General features: G+C 60.0%; 17 protein-coding genes. 11 read left to right on the top strand and 6 right to left on the bottom strand.

Going from position 1 to position 16,807, the window contains the following annotated elements:
• Positions 1 to 163: 163 nt before the first annotated feature.
• Together dprA and tldD are read right to left on the bottom strand one after the other, a co-directional pair.
• Positions 164 to 1,303, bottom strand: coding sequence for a DNA-processing protein DprA (gene dprA, locus BD293_RS11260; protein WP_142081773.1), 1,140 nt, complete (start codon positions 1,301 to 1,303; stop codon positions 164 to 166).
• Between the two features lie 155 nt (positions 1,304 to 1,458).
• The gene (gene tldD, locus BD293_RS11255) at positions 1,459 to 2,880 is read right to left on the bottom strand and encodes a metalloprotease TldD (protein WP_142081771.1); all 1,422 of its coding nucleotides are present in this window, start codon (positions 2,878 to 2,880) and stop codon (positions 1,459 to 1,461) included.
• A 228-nt stretch (positions 2,881 to 3,108) separates the two neighbouring features.
• On the opposite strand from tldD, the gene coxB reads away from it, so the two are divergent.
• The 10 genes from coxB (at position 3,109) to BD293_RS11205 (ending at position 12,170) form a co-directional block, all read left to right on the top strand.
• On the top strand, positions 3,109 to 3,984 hold the full coding sequence (coxB, locus tag BD293_RS11250; protein WP_142081768.1) for a cytochrome c oxidase subunit II: 876 nt from the start codon (positions 3,109 to 3,111) through the stop codon (positions 3,982 to 3,984).
• A 45-nt stretch (positions 3,985 to 4,029) separates the two neighbouring features.
• Positions 4,030 to 5,004, top strand: coding sequence for a heme o synthase (gene cyoE / locus BD293_RS11245; RefSeq protein WP_142081765.1), 975 nt, complete (start codon positions 4,030 to 4,032; stop codon positions 5,002 to 5,004).
• Positions 5,004 to 5,204: a hypothetical protein gene (locus BD293_RS11240; protein WP_142081762.1), complete on the top strand. Its 201-nt coding sequence runs from the start codon at positions 5,004 to 5,006 to the stop codon at positions 5,202 to 5,204. Before cyoE ends, BD293_RS11240 begins: the two co-directional genes overlap by 1 nt.
• Positions 5,201 to 5,782, top strand: a complete 582-nt coding sequence (locus tag BD293_RS11235) for a cytochrome c oxidase assembly protein (RefSeq protein WP_142081760.1) — start codon at positions 5,201 to 5,203, stop codon at positions 5,780 to 5,782. Before BD293_RS11240 ends, BD293_RS11235 begins: the two co-directional genes overlap by 4 nt.
• 43 nt (positions 5,783 to 5,825) lie before the next feature.
• On the top strand, positions 5,826 to 6,629 hold the full coding sequence (locus tag BD293_RS11230; protein WP_142081757.1) for a cytochrome c oxidase subunit 3: 804 nt from the start codon (positions 5,826 to 5,828) through the stop codon (positions 6,627 to 6,629).
• Between the two features lie 90 nt (positions 6,630 to 6,719).
• Positions 6,720 to 7,391, top strand: coding sequence for an SURF1 family protein (locus tag BD293_RS11225; protein ID WP_170207116.1), 672 nt, complete (start codon positions 6,720 to 6,722; stop codon positions 7,389 to 7,391).
• A gap of 14 nt (positions 7,392 to 7,405) precedes the next feature.
• The gene (thrC, locus tag BD293_RS11220; RefSeq protein ID WP_142081752.1) at positions 7,406 to 8,794 is read left to right on the top strand and encodes a threonine synthase; all 1,389 of its coding nucleotides are present in this window, start codon (positions 7,406 to 7,408) and stop codon (positions 8,792 to 8,794) included.
• Positions 8,791 to 10,053, top strand: a complete 1,263-nt coding sequence (locus BD293_RS11215) for a M16 family metallopeptidase (protein ID WP_142081750.1) — start codon at positions 8,791 to 8,793, stop codon at positions 10,051 to 10,053. The genes thrC and BD293_RS11215 overlap by 4 nt, the downstream gene beginning before the upstream one ends.
• Positions 10,053 to 10,640: a GNAT family N-acetyltransferase gene (locus tag BD293_RS11210; protein WP_142081747.1), complete on the top strand. Its 588-nt coding sequence runs from the start codon at positions 10,053 to 10,055 to the stop codon at positions 10,638 to 10,640. The genes BD293_RS11215 and BD293_RS11210 overlap by 1 nt, the downstream gene beginning before the upstream one ends.
• 108 nt (positions 10,641 to 10,748) lie before the next feature.
• On the top strand, positions 10,749 to 12,170 hold the full coding sequence (locus tag BD293_RS11205; RefSeq protein ID WP_142081745.1) for an FAD-binding oxidoreductase: 1,422 nt from the start codon (positions 10,749 to 10,751) through the stop codon (positions 12,168 to 12,170).
• On the opposite strand, the gene BD293_RS11200 is transcribed toward BD293_RS11205, so the two are convergent.
• The 4 genes from BD293_RS11200 to greA form a co-directional block, all read right to left on the bottom strand.
• Positions 12,150 to 12,479 carry an AzlD domain-containing protein gene (locus BD293_RS11200; protein WP_142081742.1) on the bottom strand — a complete coding sequence of 110 codons (330 nt, stop codon included), beginning with the start codon at positions 12,477 to 12,479 and terminating at the stop codon, positions 12,150 to 12,152. The genes BD293_RS11205 and BD293_RS11200 overlap by 21 nt on opposite strands.
• Entirely contained in the window at positions 12,476 to 13,180 is a 705-nt protein-coding gene (locus tag BD293_RS11195; RefSeq protein WP_142081740.1) for an AzlC family ABC transporter permease, read from the bottom strand. Before BD293_RS11195 ends, BD293_RS11200 begins: the two co-directional genes overlap by 4 nt.
• 164 nt (positions 13,181 to 13,344) lie before the next feature.
• The gene (locus tag BD293_RS11190; protein ID WP_142081737.1) at positions 13,345 to 14,340 is read right to left on the bottom strand and encodes a hypothetical protein; all 996 of its coding nucleotides are present in this window, start codon (positions 14,338 to 14,340) and stop codon (positions 13,345 to 13,347) included.
• Position 14,341: 1 nt separating this feature from the next.
• A complete protein-coding gene (gene greA / locus BD293_RS11185) occupies positions 14,342 to 14,812 on the bottom strand; it encodes a transcription elongation factor GreA (RefSeq protein WP_142081734.1) in 471 nt (156 codons plus the stop codon).
• A gap of 261 nt (positions 14,813 to 15,073) precedes the next feature.
• On the opposite strand from greA, the gene BD293_RS11180 reads away from it, so the two are divergent.
• Positions 15,074 to 16,720 carry an electron transfer flavoprotein-ubiquinone oxidoreductase gene (locus tag BD293_RS11180; protein WP_142081732.1) on the top strand — a complete coding sequence of 549 codons (1,647 nt, stop codon included), beginning with the start codon at positions 15,074 to 15,076 and terminating at the stop codon, positions 16,718 to 16,720.
• Positions 16,721 to 16,807: the final 87 nt, after the last annotated feature.

Below are 16,807 nucleotides of genomic sequence, written 5' to 3'. Positions count from 1 at the left end.
TCCTCTGGTAAATGCAGGCTGTTCCAGCCCGTTCAACTGGCCTTACATGTGTGAGGCAGGGGTCGAATGTCAATGCGCTGCTTTTTTACCGCGCCATATGGGCGCTGTTTCGACAAGCGATTTGCGTGCTCTGTCCCGCGTTGGCGCGTGGCAGGTGTCGCACCTAGCTGCGGCTGACCAGCCCGCCGGGATGGCGGCGCACAATGCCCTGCATCTCCATCATCACCAAAGCGGGTGAGATTGCAGCAGCAGACAGGGACAGGTCGCGGATAAGCTGGTCTTCGGCGACCGGACTGGGGCCAAGCAGGTCCAGAATGCGCTGGTGCAATTGCGGCGCGTCGGGCGCAACTTGCGGGGCAGGGCGCGCGTCATCCGGGCCGGGCTTGTCAGGGTGTTTCTGTTCTGCCTGCAATCTGCGGAGCACTTCAAGGACATCTTCGACATGGCGCACGAGGGTCGCACCTTCGCGGATCAGCCGGTTGCAACCGCCTGCGCGCCCATCGACGGGGTGGCCCGGCACGGCCATAATCTCGCGCCCCTGATCGAGTGCATCGCGTACGGTTATCAGCGTGCCCGATTTCTCGGCGGCCTCGACCACCACGACGGCCAGAGCAAGCCCTGCTATGATTCGGTTGCGCGGCGGGAAATGGCGGGCTTGCGGGTGCAGGCTCATGGGTTGTTCGGACAGGCGCAGCCCCTGATCGGCGATGGCTGCGGCGAGAACACTGTTCTCGGTCGGATAAATGACATCGACACCGCCGCCCATCACCGCGATTGTTCCGGTTTTCAGGCTGGCATGATGCGCTGCTGCATCGACCCCGCGCGCAAGGCCGGAAACGATGGTATACCCTTCGTGCCCCAGCCCTTCGGCCAGCGCGCGCGCCATCCTTGTACCAAGGCTAGAGGCGTTGCGCGCTCCGACAAGTGCAACCATCGGGCGCAGGATGGGCGCGCGTTTGCCGATGCACCACAACACCGGGGGCGCATCGGAAATACTGGCGAGGGTGTGCGGATAGGCGTCGGTTCCCAGACACAACATGCGCGCACCCTTGGCACGGGCAAGGTCAATCTCGGCTTCCGCCGCGGCGTGCGAACAGCGCTGATAGGTGTCGACGCCTGCGGATTTGGCGAGCGTCGGCAACACCTCCAGTGCTGTGGCGGCGCACCCATGTTCCGTCATCAACCTATGAAAGGTTGCAGGCCCCACACGGGGGGAGCGAATGAGGCGAAGCCAGGATAGCCTGTCTTCTTCCGACGTGGGTGGGGTGAAGGGTGGGTGAGAAGAAAACAAATCTTTCGCCATTCCATCAACCTCGCCTCATTCTTCCGCCAAATTGCCCCATGATAGTTAAGACGAAGTAAATTTTCCCAGCGCACCGGAATTAATTTGCGTCCCGCTGGCTTCTTCCACCGCGCGCGCGGAAGCTGCCCCCCCCCCGCACTTGCGCGATTACTCCCTCAGGTCGCACTGCCCCCAACCGTCAGCCCGCCGATCATAAGTGTCGGCTGACCGACCCCGACAGGCACCCATTGTCCGGCCTTGCCGCAGGTGCCCATGCCCGGATCAAGCGCCATGTCATTGCCAAGCGCGCGGATTTTCGTCAGCGCTGTTGCCCCATCACCGATCAGCGTGGCCCCTTTGACCGGTGCGACGATCTTGCCGTTCCGGACACGGTAAGCCTCGGTGCAGGAAAAGACGAACTTGCCATTGGTGATATCAACCTGCCCCCCCCCAAAGCCTACGGCGTGAATGCCATCCTTCAGGTCTGCCACAATCGCTTCGGGGGCCGTGTCGCCGCCCAACATATAAGTGTTGGTCATACGTGGCATGGGCGCATGAGCATAGGATTCGCGCCGCCCGTTGCCTGTCGCCGCAACCCCCATCAGGCGCGCGTTCTGGCGGTCCTGCATATATCCAGTCAGCACGCCGTCCTCGATCAGCACATTGCGTGCCGAGGGCGTGCCTTCGTCATCGATACTGATAGATCCGCGCCGGTCAGGAATGGTGCCATCATCCAGCACTGTCACACCTTTTGATGCGACCTGCTTGCCCAGAAGCCCCGCAAAGGCAGAGCTGCCCTTGCGGTTGAAATCCCCCTCCAGCCCGTGGCCGACCGCTTCGTGCAGCAAAATGCCCGGCCAGCCGGGGCCAAGCACCACATCCATGATCCCCGCAGGGGCAGGTTCTGCCTCCAGATTGACAAGGGCGATGCGCAGCGCCTCTCGGGCCATGCCCTGCCATGCGTCGCGCGCCATCACCCCTTCAAGCCCGGTGCGCCCGCCACCGCCAGCGGAACCTGATTCGCGCCGGCCATTATGTTCGGCAATCACCGAGATGTTCAGCCTGCTCATCGGGCGGTTGTCCCGCAGGTGCAGGCCTTCGGGGCGCAGGATTTCGATCTGTTGCACCGAGGCTGCCATCGACACGGACACCTGCACGACTCGTGGGTCCAGCGCGCGCAGAAAATCGTCAATCTCGCGCATCAGGTCCAGCTTGATCGCAAACGCCGCCCCCGCAATCGGATCAACGTCCGTATAGAGGCGCTGATTCGTGCGCATCGGGGCCTCGGCCAATGTGCCGCCCCCGTCGGCGACCGCCAGCCGCGCGGTTTCTGCCGCGCGCCGCAAGGCATTGATATTCATATGTGTCGAATGGGCATAGCCAGTGACCTCGCCACGCACCGCGCGCACGCCAAACCCCTCCGAGGCGTTGTAACTTGCGGATTCGATGCGCTGGTCATCCAGCAGAATGGATTCCGAGACGCGCTTCTCGGCAAATATCTCGCCATCATCTGCGCCATCCGTGGCGGCACGCAGAACGGCGAGGGCATCATCCTTGTCGAAGGCTGTCTCAAAGGGTCGAAAATCGCTGTCGCTCATGTCTGTGGCCTTTTCTGGTTTTGCTGCGCTGCGGCGCGTTTGGATATGCCTGTCATTGATCCACATCAACAAATGGCAATCTGTCGCATCGGTTTTGCTTGTTCTGACACTTCTAATATGGTTTTACGAATACAAAGCTCAACGGGATTCCATTGCATGCCGCAGCAGAGGTGGAATCGCGCTGCAATTCGCGGCCTTGTGCTGCAGTAAAAAGAACGGGAACCGAAGATGCGACTTTCAAAAGCCCTTTCGTCACTGGCGGCAACCGCCACGGTTGGTCTGACTGCGTTTCAGGCGGCTGCAGACGACATGTTGCCGGAACTGCCTGTACTGGGCGCGCCTGTGCCGGATGGTACGTCCTTGCAGACGCCCTACACGGCGCTCGCACGCGAGGTTGTGTTTCTCGACAGCCTGTTGAACTGGATAATCATACCAATCACGATCTTTGTGACGGCCCTGCTGATCTGGGTGATCGTGTTCCACAATCGCCGTGCCAATCCCGAACCGTCGAAGTTCACGCATAACACGTCCATCGAAGTGGCGTGGACAGTCGTGCCTGCGCTGATCTTGCTGTTCATCGCGCTGTTCACATTTCCCGCACTGCGCCACCAGCAGATCATGCCAGAGGCTGACGTGACCATCAAGGTGACAGGCCTGCAATGGTATTGGGATTACGAGTATGTCGATCATGATGTGCAATTCTCACAGTTCATGCTGGAGCGGGATGAACTGGCTGACTACGGCTACACAGATGACCTCTATCTTCTGGCGACAGACACCGCGATGGTTGTTCCTGTCGGCAAGAATGTCGTGTTGCAAGTCACAGCGGGTGACGTGATCCATTCATGGACAATCCCGGCCTTCGGCGTCAAGCAGGACGGCGTACCGGGGCGTCTGGCCGAATTGTGGTTCAATGCTGATGAAGAAGGGATTTTCTTCGGGCAGTGTTCAGAACTGTGCGGCATCAACCACGCCTATATGCCCATCACGGTCAAAGTGGTCAGCGAAGCTGAATACATTGCGTGGCTGGAGCGTCAGGGCGCGGAATTTGCGGGCGCACCTGCATGGATGGAGCGGCATATCGAGGTTGCCGCGTCGAACTGAGCAGGGGATCTTCCCTTACCAAGCTACTCCTGACTGGATCGCTAAATGTCCGATATCCGAACTGACATAACCTATGTGTCGACAGGCGACGCAGAATTTGGCGACTATATCGCCCTTCTGAAGCCGCGTGTTATGTCCTTGGTTGTGTTCACAGCCCTTGTTGGCTTGCTGGTCGCTCCGGGCGGGCTGCACCCGATCGAGGGTTTGGCCGCAATCATCTTCATCGCGCTGGGGGCTGGTGCCTCTGGTGCGCTGAACATGTGGTGGGACGCTGATATCGACCGGGTCATGCAGCGCACCGCCAAGCGCCCTATTCCGGCGGGCAAAGTTGGCGCGCAGGAAGCGATGTCACTGGGCGTCGCGCTGTCGGGCATATCGGTGATCATGCTGTGGCTGGCAACGAATGCGCTGGCAGGGTTCCTGCTGGCGTTCACGATCTTTTTCTACGCTGTGATCTATTCGATGTGGCTCAAGCGGGCCACGCCACAGAATATCGTGATCGGTGGTGCGGCGGGTGCGTTCCCCCCCATGATTGGCTGGGTCGCGGTGACAGGCAGCATCAGCCTTGAAGCCTGCCTAATGTTCATGCTGATCTTTATGTGGACCCCTCCGCATTTCTGGGCTTTGGCGCTGTTCATGAAAAGCGACTACCACAAGGCCAAGGTTCCCATGCTAACCGTCACGCATGGGCGCAAGGCCACGCGCACGCATATTCTGATCTATACCATCGCCTTGATACCCTTTGCCTTGGCGGCGGGGTTTACCTCGATTGGCGGGCCAGTCTATCTGGCGCTTGCGCTGGGCTTGAACCTGATGTTCCTGCATGGGGCGTGGTCGATCTGGCGTCGGGACGAGGGAACAGCTGAAGCAGACGGATACAAAGTTGAAAAGCGCGTATTCCGGTTCTCGCTCTACTATCTCTTCGTGCATTTCGGTGCGATTCTGGCAGAGACAGCGCTCGCGCGGCTGCCGATCTACGCCGAATTTGCGATGCAATTCAAATTTCTGGAGGTGTTCTGATGGCGATTACCCGCGAACACGACCTGCACAAACGGCGCTCAGGGCGTAACATCGGGCTGGCTGTTGTGCTGCTTGCCTTCATTGCGCTGGTCTTTGGGCTGACAATCGCCAAAGTGTCGGGCGGCAATACGCTACAGGCCTTTGACCATTCCTACCGCCCTGTTCTCGATCCTGACAATGTGAGGTTTCAGCAAAGATGATCGCAACCTGGAACAAATTGACCGGTATCCAAAAAACCACAGTGCAAACCGTGAGTGTTGTGCTGTTCATGGGGGCAATGGGTTGGGCGGCAGTGCCACTTTATGATCTGTTTTGCCGCGTGACAGGCTATGGCGGGACCACCAACACCGCCAGCGCCTCGTCCGGTGTGGTGCTGGACCAGACCATGCGCATCCGCTTCGACGCCTCTGTCGCACGTGACTTTCCGTGGTCGTTCAAACCAGTCGACCGCGTAACCGAGATCAAGATCGGTGAGGTTGGTCTGTCTTTCTATGAAGCTCATAACCCCACGGATGAGCCGATTGCCGGCACCGCCAGCTACAATGTCTCGCCTTATGAGGCTGGGCGCTTTTTCACCAAGATCGACTGTTTCTGCTTCGAGTTGCAGGTTCTGCAACCCGGCGAAACTGTGCTGATGCCGGTCACCTATTTTGTTGATCCGGATATTCTGGACGACCGCGATGGGGGCGGCACTCACACGATCACGCTGTCCTACACTTTCCATCCCACGGATATTCCTGCGGACTATGTCGCGCCGGAATCCGCAATGACAAACTGAACTCGGGCATTACAGACCTGAGCGAATCGAGGGAATACCTTCCATGGCGCAAGCAAAGAACCACGATTACCACGTTCTCCCGCCTTCTATCTGGCCCTTCGTGGCTGCTGTTTCTGCGTTTGTCATGCTGTTTGGCGCAGTATTGTGGATGCATGACAGCGGACCATGGATGTTCCTGATCGGTCTGACCGGTGTTCTGTATGTGATGTTCGAGTGGTGGAAGGATGTGATCGTTGAATCCCACGCGGGGGATCACACGCCTGTGGTCGTGCTTGGGCTTCGCTATGGCTTCATCCTGTTCATCATGTCCGAAGTCATGTTCTTCGCAGCTTGGTTCTGGAGCTTTTTCAAGCACGCCATGTATCCGATGTATACTTACGCCGGAACAGAATACGTGCAGCCAGCCATCTACGCGGTGAACGCGTTTGAACTGCCCATCATCAACACGCTGGTGTTGCTGCTGTCGGGCTGTGCCGTCACATGGGCGCACCACGAGTTGGTGCATAATGGCAGCCGCAAGAATGTCGAATACGGGCTATTGCTCGGGGTGCTGCTGGGCATCGCCTTCACCTTCCTGCAAGGCTATGAGTATATCTATCTGATCACAGAGCGCGGCTACAGTTTCGGCGGTGACGTGTTTTTTGCAAACTTCTTCATGGCAACAGGCTTCCACGGGGTGCATGTGATCATCGGCACAATCTTTCTGGCTGTGTGCTATTTCCGCGTGCGGGCAGGGCATTTTACGGCAGAACGCCATGTCGGGTTTGAAGCCGCTGCATGGTATTGGCACTTTGTCGATGTTGTGTGGTTGTTCCTGTTCTTCGCGGTCTATATCTGGGGCATGTAACCCCGTTTGATCGCCCAAGACAGAAAGGCGCGCACCAACGGGTGCGCGTTTTTTCATTCGAGGGATGAAAGGAAGCTGATGCTGCGCCGGATGATAATTCCAGCCCTGTTCGGATTGGTCGGCACGGCTATGCTCGTCGCCTTGGGCCTGTGGCAACTGGACCGCGCCGATCAGAAAGCCGCGCTGATCGCAGAGTTGGAAACCCGCATATTCGATTCCCCGGTAGACCTGCCGCAGCAGCTTGACCCGGACCAGCACCGCTATCTGCCAGTCGAGGTGGAGGGCAGGTTCTTGCCGCAGCATGTGTTCGTGCTGTCGGCACAAAAAGCCGCTGGCCCCGGCTTTCATCTGGTGCAGGCTTTTGAAACGGCAGAGGGGCGGCGCATTCTGGTGGAACGCGGCTATCTGCCCGAAAGCGCGCGCGCGGGTCTGAGCATCCCATCAGATGACACCACACGCCTTGCGGGCAATCTGCACTGGCCCCGCGACATAAATCAGCACACACCCGACTATGACGCAGGGCGCAATCTGTTGTTCGGGCGGGACGTGGCCGAGATGGCTTCTTTGCTGGACACGGAAGAAGTGCATCTGGTGCTGCGCGCGGCCCAGCCCTCGGACCCTGCCATTACCCCTGTCCCTGTCTATGATGTCACCATCCCCGACCCGCATCTGGGTTACGCAGTGCAATGGTTTTTGATGGCAGTTGCATGGGTGGGGATGACAGTTTTCTTTCTGTGGCGTATCAGAACGCAACGCGACTGAGGATCAGGCCAAAGATGCAATATATATCGACGCGGGGCGCGGCCCCTGTTCTGGAATTTGAAGCGACCATGCTGACAGGTCTGGCCCGCGATGGCGGGCTGTATCTGCCCGAGCATGTGCCGCCCATGACGCAGGTAGAGATCGCGGCGCTGGCAGGGCTGACCTATGAAGAGCAGGCCTATCTGGTGATGCGCCCCTTCATCGGCGACACGTTTAGCGATGATGAATTTCGGGACCTGATCGCCAAGGCCTATGCCGGGTTCGGCCAGCCTGCGCGCGCGCCGCTCAAGCAACTGGCACCCAATCATTTCCTGCTGGAGTTGTTTCACGGCCCGACACTGGCCTTCAAGGACTTCGCCATGCAACTGATCGGCCAGTTGTTTCAGGCCGCGCTGACACGCTCGGGCGAGCGGGTGACGATTGTGGGGGCCACATCGGGCGACACCGGCTCTGCCGCGATTGAGGCGTTTCGCGGGCTGGAAAATGTCGATGTATTTATCATGTATCCGCATGGCCGTGTGTCCGAAGTGCAGCGCCGCCAGATGACAACACCTGCCGATGCCAATGTTCATGCACTGGCGATTGACGGGGATTTCGACACCTGTCAGGCGCTGGTCAAGGACATGTTCAACGATTTCGCCTTTCGTGACGGGGTCCGGCTGGCAGGGGTCAATTCCATCAACTGGGCGCGGGTGCTCGCACAGGTGGTCTATTACTTCTCGGCGGCGGTCAGTCTTGGTGCGCCACACCGTCCTGTCAGCTTTACTGTGCCGACCGGCAATTTCGGCGACATCTTCGCAGGCTATATCGCCCGCGCGATGGGGCTGCCGATTGAGCGGCTGATCGTGGCCACCAACCACAACGACATTCTGCACCGCGCGCTGACATCTGGTGGCTATGTGACCGATGGGGTCAAACCCTCGATCAGCCCTTCGATGGATATTCAGGTCAGTTCCAATTTCGAGCGTGCGTTGTTCGACGCTTACGGCCGCGACGGGGCAGCAGTTGCGCAGTTGATGGATGAGTTAAAGGCGACGGGCGGGTTTCACATCTCTCAGGGCGCTTTGGAATTTCTGCGCGAGGCGTTCTCCTCTGGTCGCGCATCAGAGGATGAGACCACCGCCACCATCACTCGCATTGCGCAGGAAACCGGCGAAGTTCTTTGTCCGCATTCGGCAGTGGGCGTGCATGTTGCTGAGCAAAACCTGTCGGCAACCCCGATGGTCACACTGGCCACAGCCCACCCCGCCAAATTCCCCGATGCGGTCGAGGCCGCGACCGGCCAGCGCCCGGCCTTGCCCGCGCGCATGGCCGATCTGTTTGACCGCCCCGAGCGTGTGACCCGTCTGCCCAATGATCTGGGCGCGGTGCAGGCCTTTATTCGAGAACGGATCAGCGCATGAGTGTTCAGATCACGACCCTGCCCAACGGGTTTCGCATCGTCACCGAGTTCATGCCGGGGTTGGAATCTGCGGCTGTCGGCCTGTGGATCGAGGCGGGCGCGCGCCATGAATTGGCCGAGCAGAACGGTGTTGCGCATTTTCTGGAGCATATGGCCTTCAAGGGCACAGCCCGGCGCAGCGCGTTGCAGATTGCCGAGGAAATCGAAGATGTCGGCGGCTATATCAACGCCTATACCTCGCGCGAGATGACAGCCTATTATGCGCGCATCCTCAAGGCGGATGTGCCCCTTGCTGTCGATGTGCTGGCCGATATCGTACTGAACCCTGCATTCGAGGCCCGCGAGATCGAGGTGGAACGCGGTGTGATCTTGCAAGAAATCGGGCAGGCACTGGACACGCCCGATGACATCATCTTCGACTGGTTGCAGGAAACGGCCTATCCCAGCCAGCCCATCGGCCGCTCGATCCTTGGGCCAAGCGCGCAAGTCTCGGGCTTTTCCGAAGGCGATCTGCGCCGCTTTGTGGCCGATCACTACGGGCCGGGGCAGATGATCCTGTCTGCGGCGGGCGCTGTCGATCACGACGCCTTGGTGCGTCTGGCAGAGCCGCTTTTCGGGCACATGACCCCAAAGCCACCGCAGCAAGCCGCACCTGCAAAGTTTCACAGTGGCGAGCGCCGCGAGACGCGGACGCTTGAGCAGGCGCATTTTGCGCTGGCAATCGAGGCACCGGATTACCGCTCTGAGGCATTCTATACCTCGCAGGTGTTCACGGGCGCATTGGGGGGGGGCATGTCCTCGCGCCTGTTCCAGCGCCTGCGCGAGGATCGGGGGCTGTGCTACACGGTTTTTGCGCAATCGGGGGCCTATTTCGACACAGGAATGGTCACGATCTACGCAGGCACCGGCGCGTCAGAGATTGGCGAATTGGCAGAACTTACCATCGACGAGATCAAGCGCGCCGCCCAAGACATGACCGAGGCCGAGGTGGCGCGCGCACGTGCACAGATGAAAGCGGGGCTGTTGATGGGGCTGGAAAGCCCGTCTGCGCGCGCAGAACGCTTGGCGAAACTCTTGTCGATTTGGGGGCGTGTGCCCGATATTTCCGAAGCGATTGCCCGCATTGACGCGGTCACGATGCAGGGCACACGGATGCACGCGCAGGAGTTGCTGAACCGCAGCGGCATGGCCCTTGCCCTTTATGGCCCGATCGAGCGCGCGCCGCGCCTGTATGAACTGAGTGAGAGGCTGGCCGCCTGATGTTGGGTCTGCGCGGCAAGCTGCGTATCGAGACAGAACGGCTGGTCTTGCGCTTGCCAGCGCATGGCGATTTCCGGCAATGGTCCGAATTGCGCCGCCAGTCCGAGGGGTTTCTGACCCCGTGGGAACCGACATGGTCGGACGACCATCTGACGCGGCGCGCCTTCAGCTACCGTGTTGCATGGGCGCAGCGCTGTTCCAAGGCGGACACCGCCTTGCCGTTGTTTCTGGTGCGCCGCGATGATGACAGCCTGCTGGGCGCGATTACGCTGGACAATATCCGGCGCGGGCCAGCGCAGGCGGGCACATTGGGGTATTGGGTGGGCGCGCCGTTCCTGCGCCAAGGCTATATGCGCGAAGCCATCGCCGCAGTCGTGCATCATGCGTTCAAGGTCATGGACCTGTCGCGCATTGAGGCGGCCTGCCTGCCAGAGAACACCGCCTCGCGTGGGGTGCTGGAGCGGGCGGGGTTCAAATATGAAGGTGTGGCGCAAAGCTATTTGCAGATCAATGGACGTTGGCGCAATCATGTCCTTTATGCCAATCTGCGCCATGACCGGCGCGGGCGCACGGATGCTGGGCTGTGACAGGCGCAGTCAGAGCGCCCACCCACCCACCCCCGGCGCTGTGGCTTGCGCCACAGCCCCTCGCGCTCTGACTGCGCCTGTCACAGCCCTGCTGAGAAGGGAGTACCCATGTTGACCTCTTGTGATGCCGGATTCCTGTCGCAGCTCTCCGGGCTGTTGCCGCCGGGTACGCTGGCCGCACCCGAGCCGCGCTATCTGGAAGAGCCGCGCGGGCGGCTTGCGGGGCAGGCGGGGGCCGTGGCCCTGCCACGCAATGTGGACGAGGTGTCGGTGATCCTGCGGGCCTGTCACGCGGCGCATGTGCCGGTGGTGCCTTACGGTGGTGGGACGGGGCTGGTCGGGGGGCAGGTGGCCACGACGGGGGCCGTGCCGCTGGTGCTATCGCTGGAACGGATGCAGGCGATACGCGACATCTACCCGTCAGAAAATGTGCTGATTGCCGAAGCGGGTGCGGTATTGGCCGATGTACAGAACGCTGCTGCCTCTGCTGCGCGGTTGTTTCCGTTGTCGCTGGCCTCGGAAGGGTCGGCGCGCATTGGCGGGCTGCTGGCCTGTAATGCGGGCGGGGTAAATGTGCTGCGCTACGGCAATGCGCGCGATCTGGTGCTGGGGCTGGAGGTGGTTCTGGCGGATGGGCGTATCTGGAACGGGCTGAAGCGGTTGCGCAAGGACAACACCGGCTATGACCTGCGCCATCTGATGATCGGCTCTGAGGGGACACTTGGGGTGATCACTGCGGCCAGCCTGCGCCTGTCGCCGCGCCCTGCCAAGCAAGGTGCCGCGCTGATGGTGGTGACGGGGCCGGACGCCGCGCTTGAGTTGCTGGCTTTGGCGCAGGACAGGATCGGCGGGGGTATTTCGGCCTTTGAGCTGATCGCGGGGATGGGCCTGTCGTTTCTGGCCGAGACGATGCCACAGGTGCGCCAGCCCTTTGCACAAGCGCCCGACTGGATGGTGCTGATTGATCTGGGATTGCCTGAAGCGCTGGACCCGACAGACGCCTTGGAGGGGCTGTTCTCAGAAGCCCATGAGAAGGGGCTGGTCAGCGATGGTGTCATCGCTGCAAGCCTTGCACAGCGCAAGGATTTCTGGAATTTGCGCGAATCCATTCCCGAGGCCAACCGCCATATCGGCGCGATTTCCAGTCACGACATTTCGCTGCCACTGTCCGAAATCAGCACCTTTATCAGCCGGGCCGGGCCGGAACTGGCGCGGATCAATACCTACCGGATCAATTGTTTCGGGCATTTGGGCGATGGCAATCTGCATTACAATATCTTTCCGGTAGCGGGCGTTGATCGCCGTGCGCATGAGCAGGAACGCGCGTGTATCAAGACATGCGTGCATGATCTGGTGCATGAGATGGGCGGCTCGGTCAGTGCCGAGCATGGTATCGGCCGCCTGAAAGCCCGCGATCTGGTGACCTATGGCGACCCGGTCAAACTTGCGGCCATGCGCGCGATCAAGCACGCACTGGACCCGCACGGGATTATGAACCCCGGCGCTGTGCTAGTGGATGGCGAAATGTAGCGCGAACAGCACCGCAGCGCCCCCGAAGATCGTCAGTGTCGCATTGCGCGTCAGGAAGCTGATGGCAATGGTCGCCGCAGCGGCCCCCAGCCGTACAGGATCAAGCGTGCCATCTGTGGCTTGTGGAAACAGGATCAGTGGCGTGATCATGCCCGGCATAACCGCGACCGCTGTGTAGCGCAGATGCCGCAAGACCCATTCGGGCAGATCACGATTGCCGATGATGCCCAAGAACGACAGGCGCAACAGGTATGACCCCAGCCCAAGGCCTATGATGATCGTCCAGATCTGTGCGGTGGAAAAACTCATGCCTGCCTCCGCAAGGCGAGGCGTCGTTCAACCTCGGCCCCGGCCATCATGGCCAGAAGCGCCGCCAGCAACAGGCCCAGATTGAAAGGCAGGAACGCAAAGACCAGAACCCCCAAAATCGAGGCCATCGCCGCAGCGACATGGGCCAGTGTGCGCAGCATGGGCACGATCAGCGCAAGAAAGGTGATCGGCACCGCAAAATCAATGGGCAGGCCCGCAGGCACAGCGGTCCCAAGCGCGGCACCCGCCCAGGTGGCCAGATACCAGACAGGGCAGATCGGGGTGATGACGCCAAAATAATAGGACATTTTGCGCTGCGGCGTCATGTCGGGTGTTTGTTCATATTTCAGGATCGAGGCGGCATAGGCCTGATCCACCATGAAATAGGACACAACCCCGCGTTGCCACCATGATATTTTGCCAAGATGGGGCGCAAGCGAGGCAGAATACATCGCCATGCGCAGGTTTACGGCCAGCGAGGCGGCAAGAACGATCAGCACAGGCGCGTTGTCGACCATCATTTGCACGGCCACGAATTGGGCCGCACCCGCGATGACCAGCACGGAAAACCCCATGACCTGTGCAACATTAAGCCCGGCTTCGGTGGCAACAACCCCGAACACCGCCCCAAAGGGCAGGATTACCAGAATAAACGGAGTGCCGTCGCGCACGCCTTGCCAGAAGTCCTTGGAAAAAGCCATGCCTGCCCTTCTCTGTGTGGCCCCTTGCCCTTTTGGAGTTTCCCTGCCCTTCATGTGGCGCTGCGGTCAAGGATTTGAGTATTTAGAGCAAGAAAATGCCGAAGATTTACTTCATCTGTTCAGCATGTCTACTTCCGCAACATGGGGGCTGCAAGCAGGTGTTTTCAGCGCGAAAACACACCTGTAACGCGCCCCACAAGCATGAAGGCGCGGGCTGAGCGGGTCTCGGCGATGGCGGTGATCTGGCTGTCATCTGCCCCTTGGCTGAAGATCGAGAATACCCGGTCGAATTCACGCAAGAACAGATGGGCGCTGGCGCGGAATTCTGGGTCCGAGCGCATCCGGCCCGAGGTTATGGCAAGGCAAGAGCGGTCGCGGATGCCGCCCAGTGGGGCGATCATGGCCCCGCGTGTGCCTTGTGCGAAGGCGCGCCAGAATTCGGGGCGGGCGCGATCCGGGTTGAGGTCATCCATATAGATGCCTTCTTGTGCCAGCCGTGTCAGCACGTCTTGTGCCGCGCGGATCAGGGGCGCGACACGCGGATCGGACAGCGCAAGGCGCAAGGAGTGAAACCCGTCGGCATCATCCTCGTTTTCAGGGAAGTTCAAGGCGCGGATCAGGTCTGCGGGTGGGAGTGGCGCATCAGTGAGCGGCGCATCTGTCCCCAGCGAGAATGTGGCCTGCTGCTCATGCGTGGGGGGCATATCCGACTGGGGCACGTGCGCAAGGGCGGGATTGCGCGCGCGTTGCGAGAAAAACATCGTCAAGCGGGTGTCGGTTTCTGCCTGCGCGGAGGTGAGGTCTTCAAGCCGACTTTGCGCTACAGGTGACAGTGCACCCGCGTCCGCCTCGCGTTGCAGAACAGCACGGCGGAGTTCATCGACAGCCCCTTGAAGATGATGGGTCTCTCGGCTGAGGGACCATGCCGCTGCCGCCACCAGCAGGCCGAAAGAGATGATTGTCGCTGGCATAAAGGCCGCAAGCGCCACGGCGCCAAGGGTCAAGGGGTCCATCTGGCCAAAATCGGCCATCAGAAGAAACCCTGCACCCGCAACCAGCCAGACCGCCACCGAAAGGTTGCGCGCTAGGCGTGGGTCCAGCCCATGCGCCTTGCCTGTTCCTTTGGGGTGTTGTGCGGGGTCTGGCCGGTCGGCGCTCATGTCATTTGTATACGATGGACAAAATCTCGTAGTTGCGCGCGCCACCGGGGCTGCGCACTTCCACGCTATCGCCTTCTTCCTTGCCGATAAATGCGCGCGCGAGAGGGGATTTGATGTTCAACAGACCCTTCTCCAGATCGGCCTCTGCCTCGCCGACGATTTGATAGGTGCGTCGCTCGTCGGTGTCCTCATCCACGAAGGTCACGGTCGCGCCGAATTTGACAGAGCCGGTGAATTTCGCCGGATCAATGACTTCGGCACGCGCAAGGATGGACTCGAGTTCCTTGATCCGGCCTTCGGTGAAGCTTTGTTTTTCGCGCGCGGCGTGGTACTCGGCATTCTCGGACAGGTCGCCATGTTCGCGCGCCTCTGCAATGGCGCGGATGATCGCGGGCCGGTCTTCGGACTTGAGCTTTCGCAACTCTGCGTCAAGCATTTGCTGACCTGCGCGGGTCAGGGGCAGTTTTTCCATCGTGTGTCCCCTCATATTATAAAAAAGACCGCCCGCAGCATGGCCGGGGCTGTCCTCTCAAGTTGTCATATCTGAGCGCACCCGTGGTCAGATTGCAAGAGGAATGCGCATGCAGGTGCAGTCGGTGGCGATTGCGGCGCGATGTCGCGCGTGATTGCTGCGACGCCGCGTTTGCATTGACCAGGGTTGTGGCTGTGCGCTAGTGGTGGCGCGAAAGATTATGTCCAGCAAACCCTGCCACGCGCAAGAACAGGAGTCCCCATGTCCGGCATTGAACGCGAAGCGATGGAATATGATGTTGTTATCGTGGGGGCGGGGCCTGCGGGTTTGTCAGCCGCGATCCGGCTGAAACAGCTTGATGCCGATCTGTCGGTTGTGGTTCTGGAAAAAGGCTCGGAAGTGGGCGCGCATATCCTGTCAGGTGCTGTGCTGGACCCGTGCGGGCTGGATGCGCTGATGCCCGACTGGAAAGAGCGGGGCGCGCCGATCAAGGTGCCGGTGCGCAAGGATAATTTCTACATGCTGGGGCAGGCGGGACAAATCCGTGTGCCTAACTGGCCGATGCCGCCCCTGATGAACAATCATGGCAATTACATCGTCTCGATGGCCAATGTCTGTCGCTGGATGGCCGAACAGGCCGAAGCGCTAGGGGTCGAGATTTTCCCCGGCATGGCGTGCTCGGAACTGGTTTACGACGGTGACCGCGTCAAGGGCGTGGTGGCGGGCGAGTTTGGCAAGAATGCCGATGGCACACCGGGGGACGGATACGAGCCGGGCATGGAGTTGCATGGCAAATATGTGTTCCTGTCAGAAGGCGTGCGCGGGTCGCTGTCCAAGGAAGTGATCGCAAAATACGAGCTGTCGAAAGGCAAGGAGCCGCAGAAATACGGCCTTGGGATGAAAGAAATCTGGGAAATCGACCCGGAGAAGCACCGCGAGGGCACTGTCACCCATACGATGGGCTGGCCATTGGGCAAGAATGCGGGCGGCGGCAGCTTCATTTACCATATCGACAACAATCAGGTTTATGTCGGGTTTGTGGTCCATCTGAATTACGAAAACCCCTATCTGGCACCTTATCAGGAATTCCAGCGCTTCAAGCATCATCCGATGGTGGCAGAGTTGCTCAGGGGCGGCAAGCGGGTGGCATATGGGGCGCGCGCAATTTCGGAAGGGGGCTATCAGTCGATCCCGAAACTGACATTCCCCGGTGGCGCGCTGCTGGGTTGTTCGGCCGGGTTGGTGAATGTGCCGCGCATCAAGGGCAATCACAACGCCATGCTGTCGGGCAAGGCCGCAGCAGAGGCCGCGCATGAAGCGATCAAGGCCGGACGGATGGGCGATGAGCTGGACGCCTATGAGGCGGATGTGCGGACAGGTGCCATTGGCAAAGACTTGCGAAAAGTGCGCAACGTCAAGCCGATGTGGTCAAAATGGGGGCTTGTGCCGTCGCTTGGCCTTGGCGGTCTGGATATGTGGACAAATACGCTCGGGTTCTCGCTGTTTGGCACGATGGGGCATGGCAAAACAGATGCCGCTGCGACGGGCGAGGCGAAGAACCATCAGCCGTTGGAGTATACCAAGCCCGATGGGGTGCTGTCCTTTGACCGGCTGACGAATGTGGCCTATTCCTTCACCAATCATGAAGAAAGCCAGCCCGCGCATCTGACCCTGAAAGACCCGTCTGTGCCTATATCCGTCAACCTGCCCAAATATGCAGAGCCTGCGCAGCGCTATTGCCCTGCCGGTGTGTATGAAGTGGTCGAGGAAGAGGGCAAAGACCCGCGCTTTGTCATCAATTTTCAGAACTGCGTGCATTGCAAGACCTGCGATATCAAAGACCCCAGCCAGAATATCCACTGGGTGACACCACAGGGCGGTGACGGGCCGAACTACCCCAATATGTGATACGCAACGTGACGATTCAGTGAGATTGCGCGATTGGGCAATGTTTCGTGGCCATAGCGATTGCCTATGAGCAGTGTGCGGCCTAGT

The organism is Roseinatronobacter monicus (assembly GCF_006716865.1).
In the GTDB taxonomy this organism is placed as follows: domain Bacteria; phylum Pseudomonadota; class Alphaproteobacteria; order Rhodobacterales; family Rhodobacteraceae; genus Roseinatronobacter; species Roseinatronobacter monicus.
The sequence above is the reverse complement of the archived record's forward strand: the minus strand, read 5'-3'. Positions and strand labels throughout refer to the sequence as shown.

Bases quoted from the DNA above. Each gene is read 5' to 3' on its own strand.
- dprA (WP_142081773.1), bottom strand. From the start codon at position 1,303: ATGGCGAAAGATTTGTTTTCTTCTCACCCACCCTTCACCCCACCCACG.
- tldD (WP_142081771.1), bottom strand. From the start codon at position 2,880: ATGAGCGACAGCGATTTTCGACCCTTTGAGACAGCCTTCGACAAGGAT.
- coxB (WP_142081768.1), top strand. From the start codon at position 3,109: ATGCGACTTTCAAAAGCCCTTTCGTCACTGGCGGCAACCGCCACGGTT.
- cyoE (WP_142081765.1), top strand. From the start codon at position 4,030: ATGTCCGATATCCGAACTGACATAACCTATGTGTCGACAGGCGACGCA.
- BD293_RS11240 (WP_142081762.1), top strand. From the start codon at position 5,004: ATGGCGATTACCCGCGAACACGACCTGCACAAACGGCGCTCAGGGCGT.
- BD293_RS11235 (WP_142081760.1), top strand. From the start codon at position 5,201: ATGATCGCAACCTGGAACAAATTGACCGGTATCCAAAAAACCACAGTG.
- BD293_RS11230 (WP_142081757.1), top strand. From the start codon at position 5,826: ATGGCGCAAGCAAAGAACCACGATTACCACGTTCTCCCGCCTTCTATC.
- BD293_RS11225 (WP_170207116.1), top strand. From the start codon at position 6,720: ATGATAATTCCAGCCCTGTTCGGATTGGTCGGCACGGCTATGCTCGTC.
- thrC (WP_142081752.1), top strand. From the start codon at position 7,406: ATGCAATATATATCGACGCGGGGCGCGGCCCCTGTTCTGGAATTTGAA.
- BD293_RS11215 (WP_142081750.1), top strand. From the start codon at position 8,791: ATGAGTGTTCAGATCACGACCCTGCCCAACGGGTTTCGCATCGTCACC.
- BD293_RS11210 (WP_142081747.1), top strand. From the start codon at position 10,053: ATGTTGGGTCTGCGCGGCAAGCTGCGTATCGAGACAGAACGGCTGGTC.
- BD293_RS11205 (WP_142081745.1), top strand. From the start codon at position 10,749: ATGTTGACCTCTTGTGATGCCGGATTCCTGTCGCAGCTCTCCGGGCTG.
- BD293_RS11200 (WP_142081742.1), bottom strand. From the start codon at position 12,479: ATGAGTTTTTCCACCGCACAGATCTGGACGATCATCATAGGCCTTGGG.
- BD293_RS11195 (WP_142081740.1), bottom strand. From the start codon at position 13,180: ATGGCTTTTTCCAAGGACTTCTGGCAAGGCGTGCGCGACGGCACTCCG.
- BD293_RS11190 (WP_142081737.1), bottom strand. From the start codon at position 14,340: ATGAGCGCCGACCGGCCAGACCCCGCACAACACCCCAAAGGAACAGGC.
- greA (WP_142081734.1), bottom strand. From the start codon at position 14,812: ATGGAAAAACTGCCCCTGACCCGCGCAGGTCAGCAAATGCTTGACGCA.
- BD293_RS11180 (WP_142081732.1), top strand. From the start codon at position 15,074: ATGTCCGGCATTGAACGCGAAGCGATGGAATATGATGTTGTTATCGTG.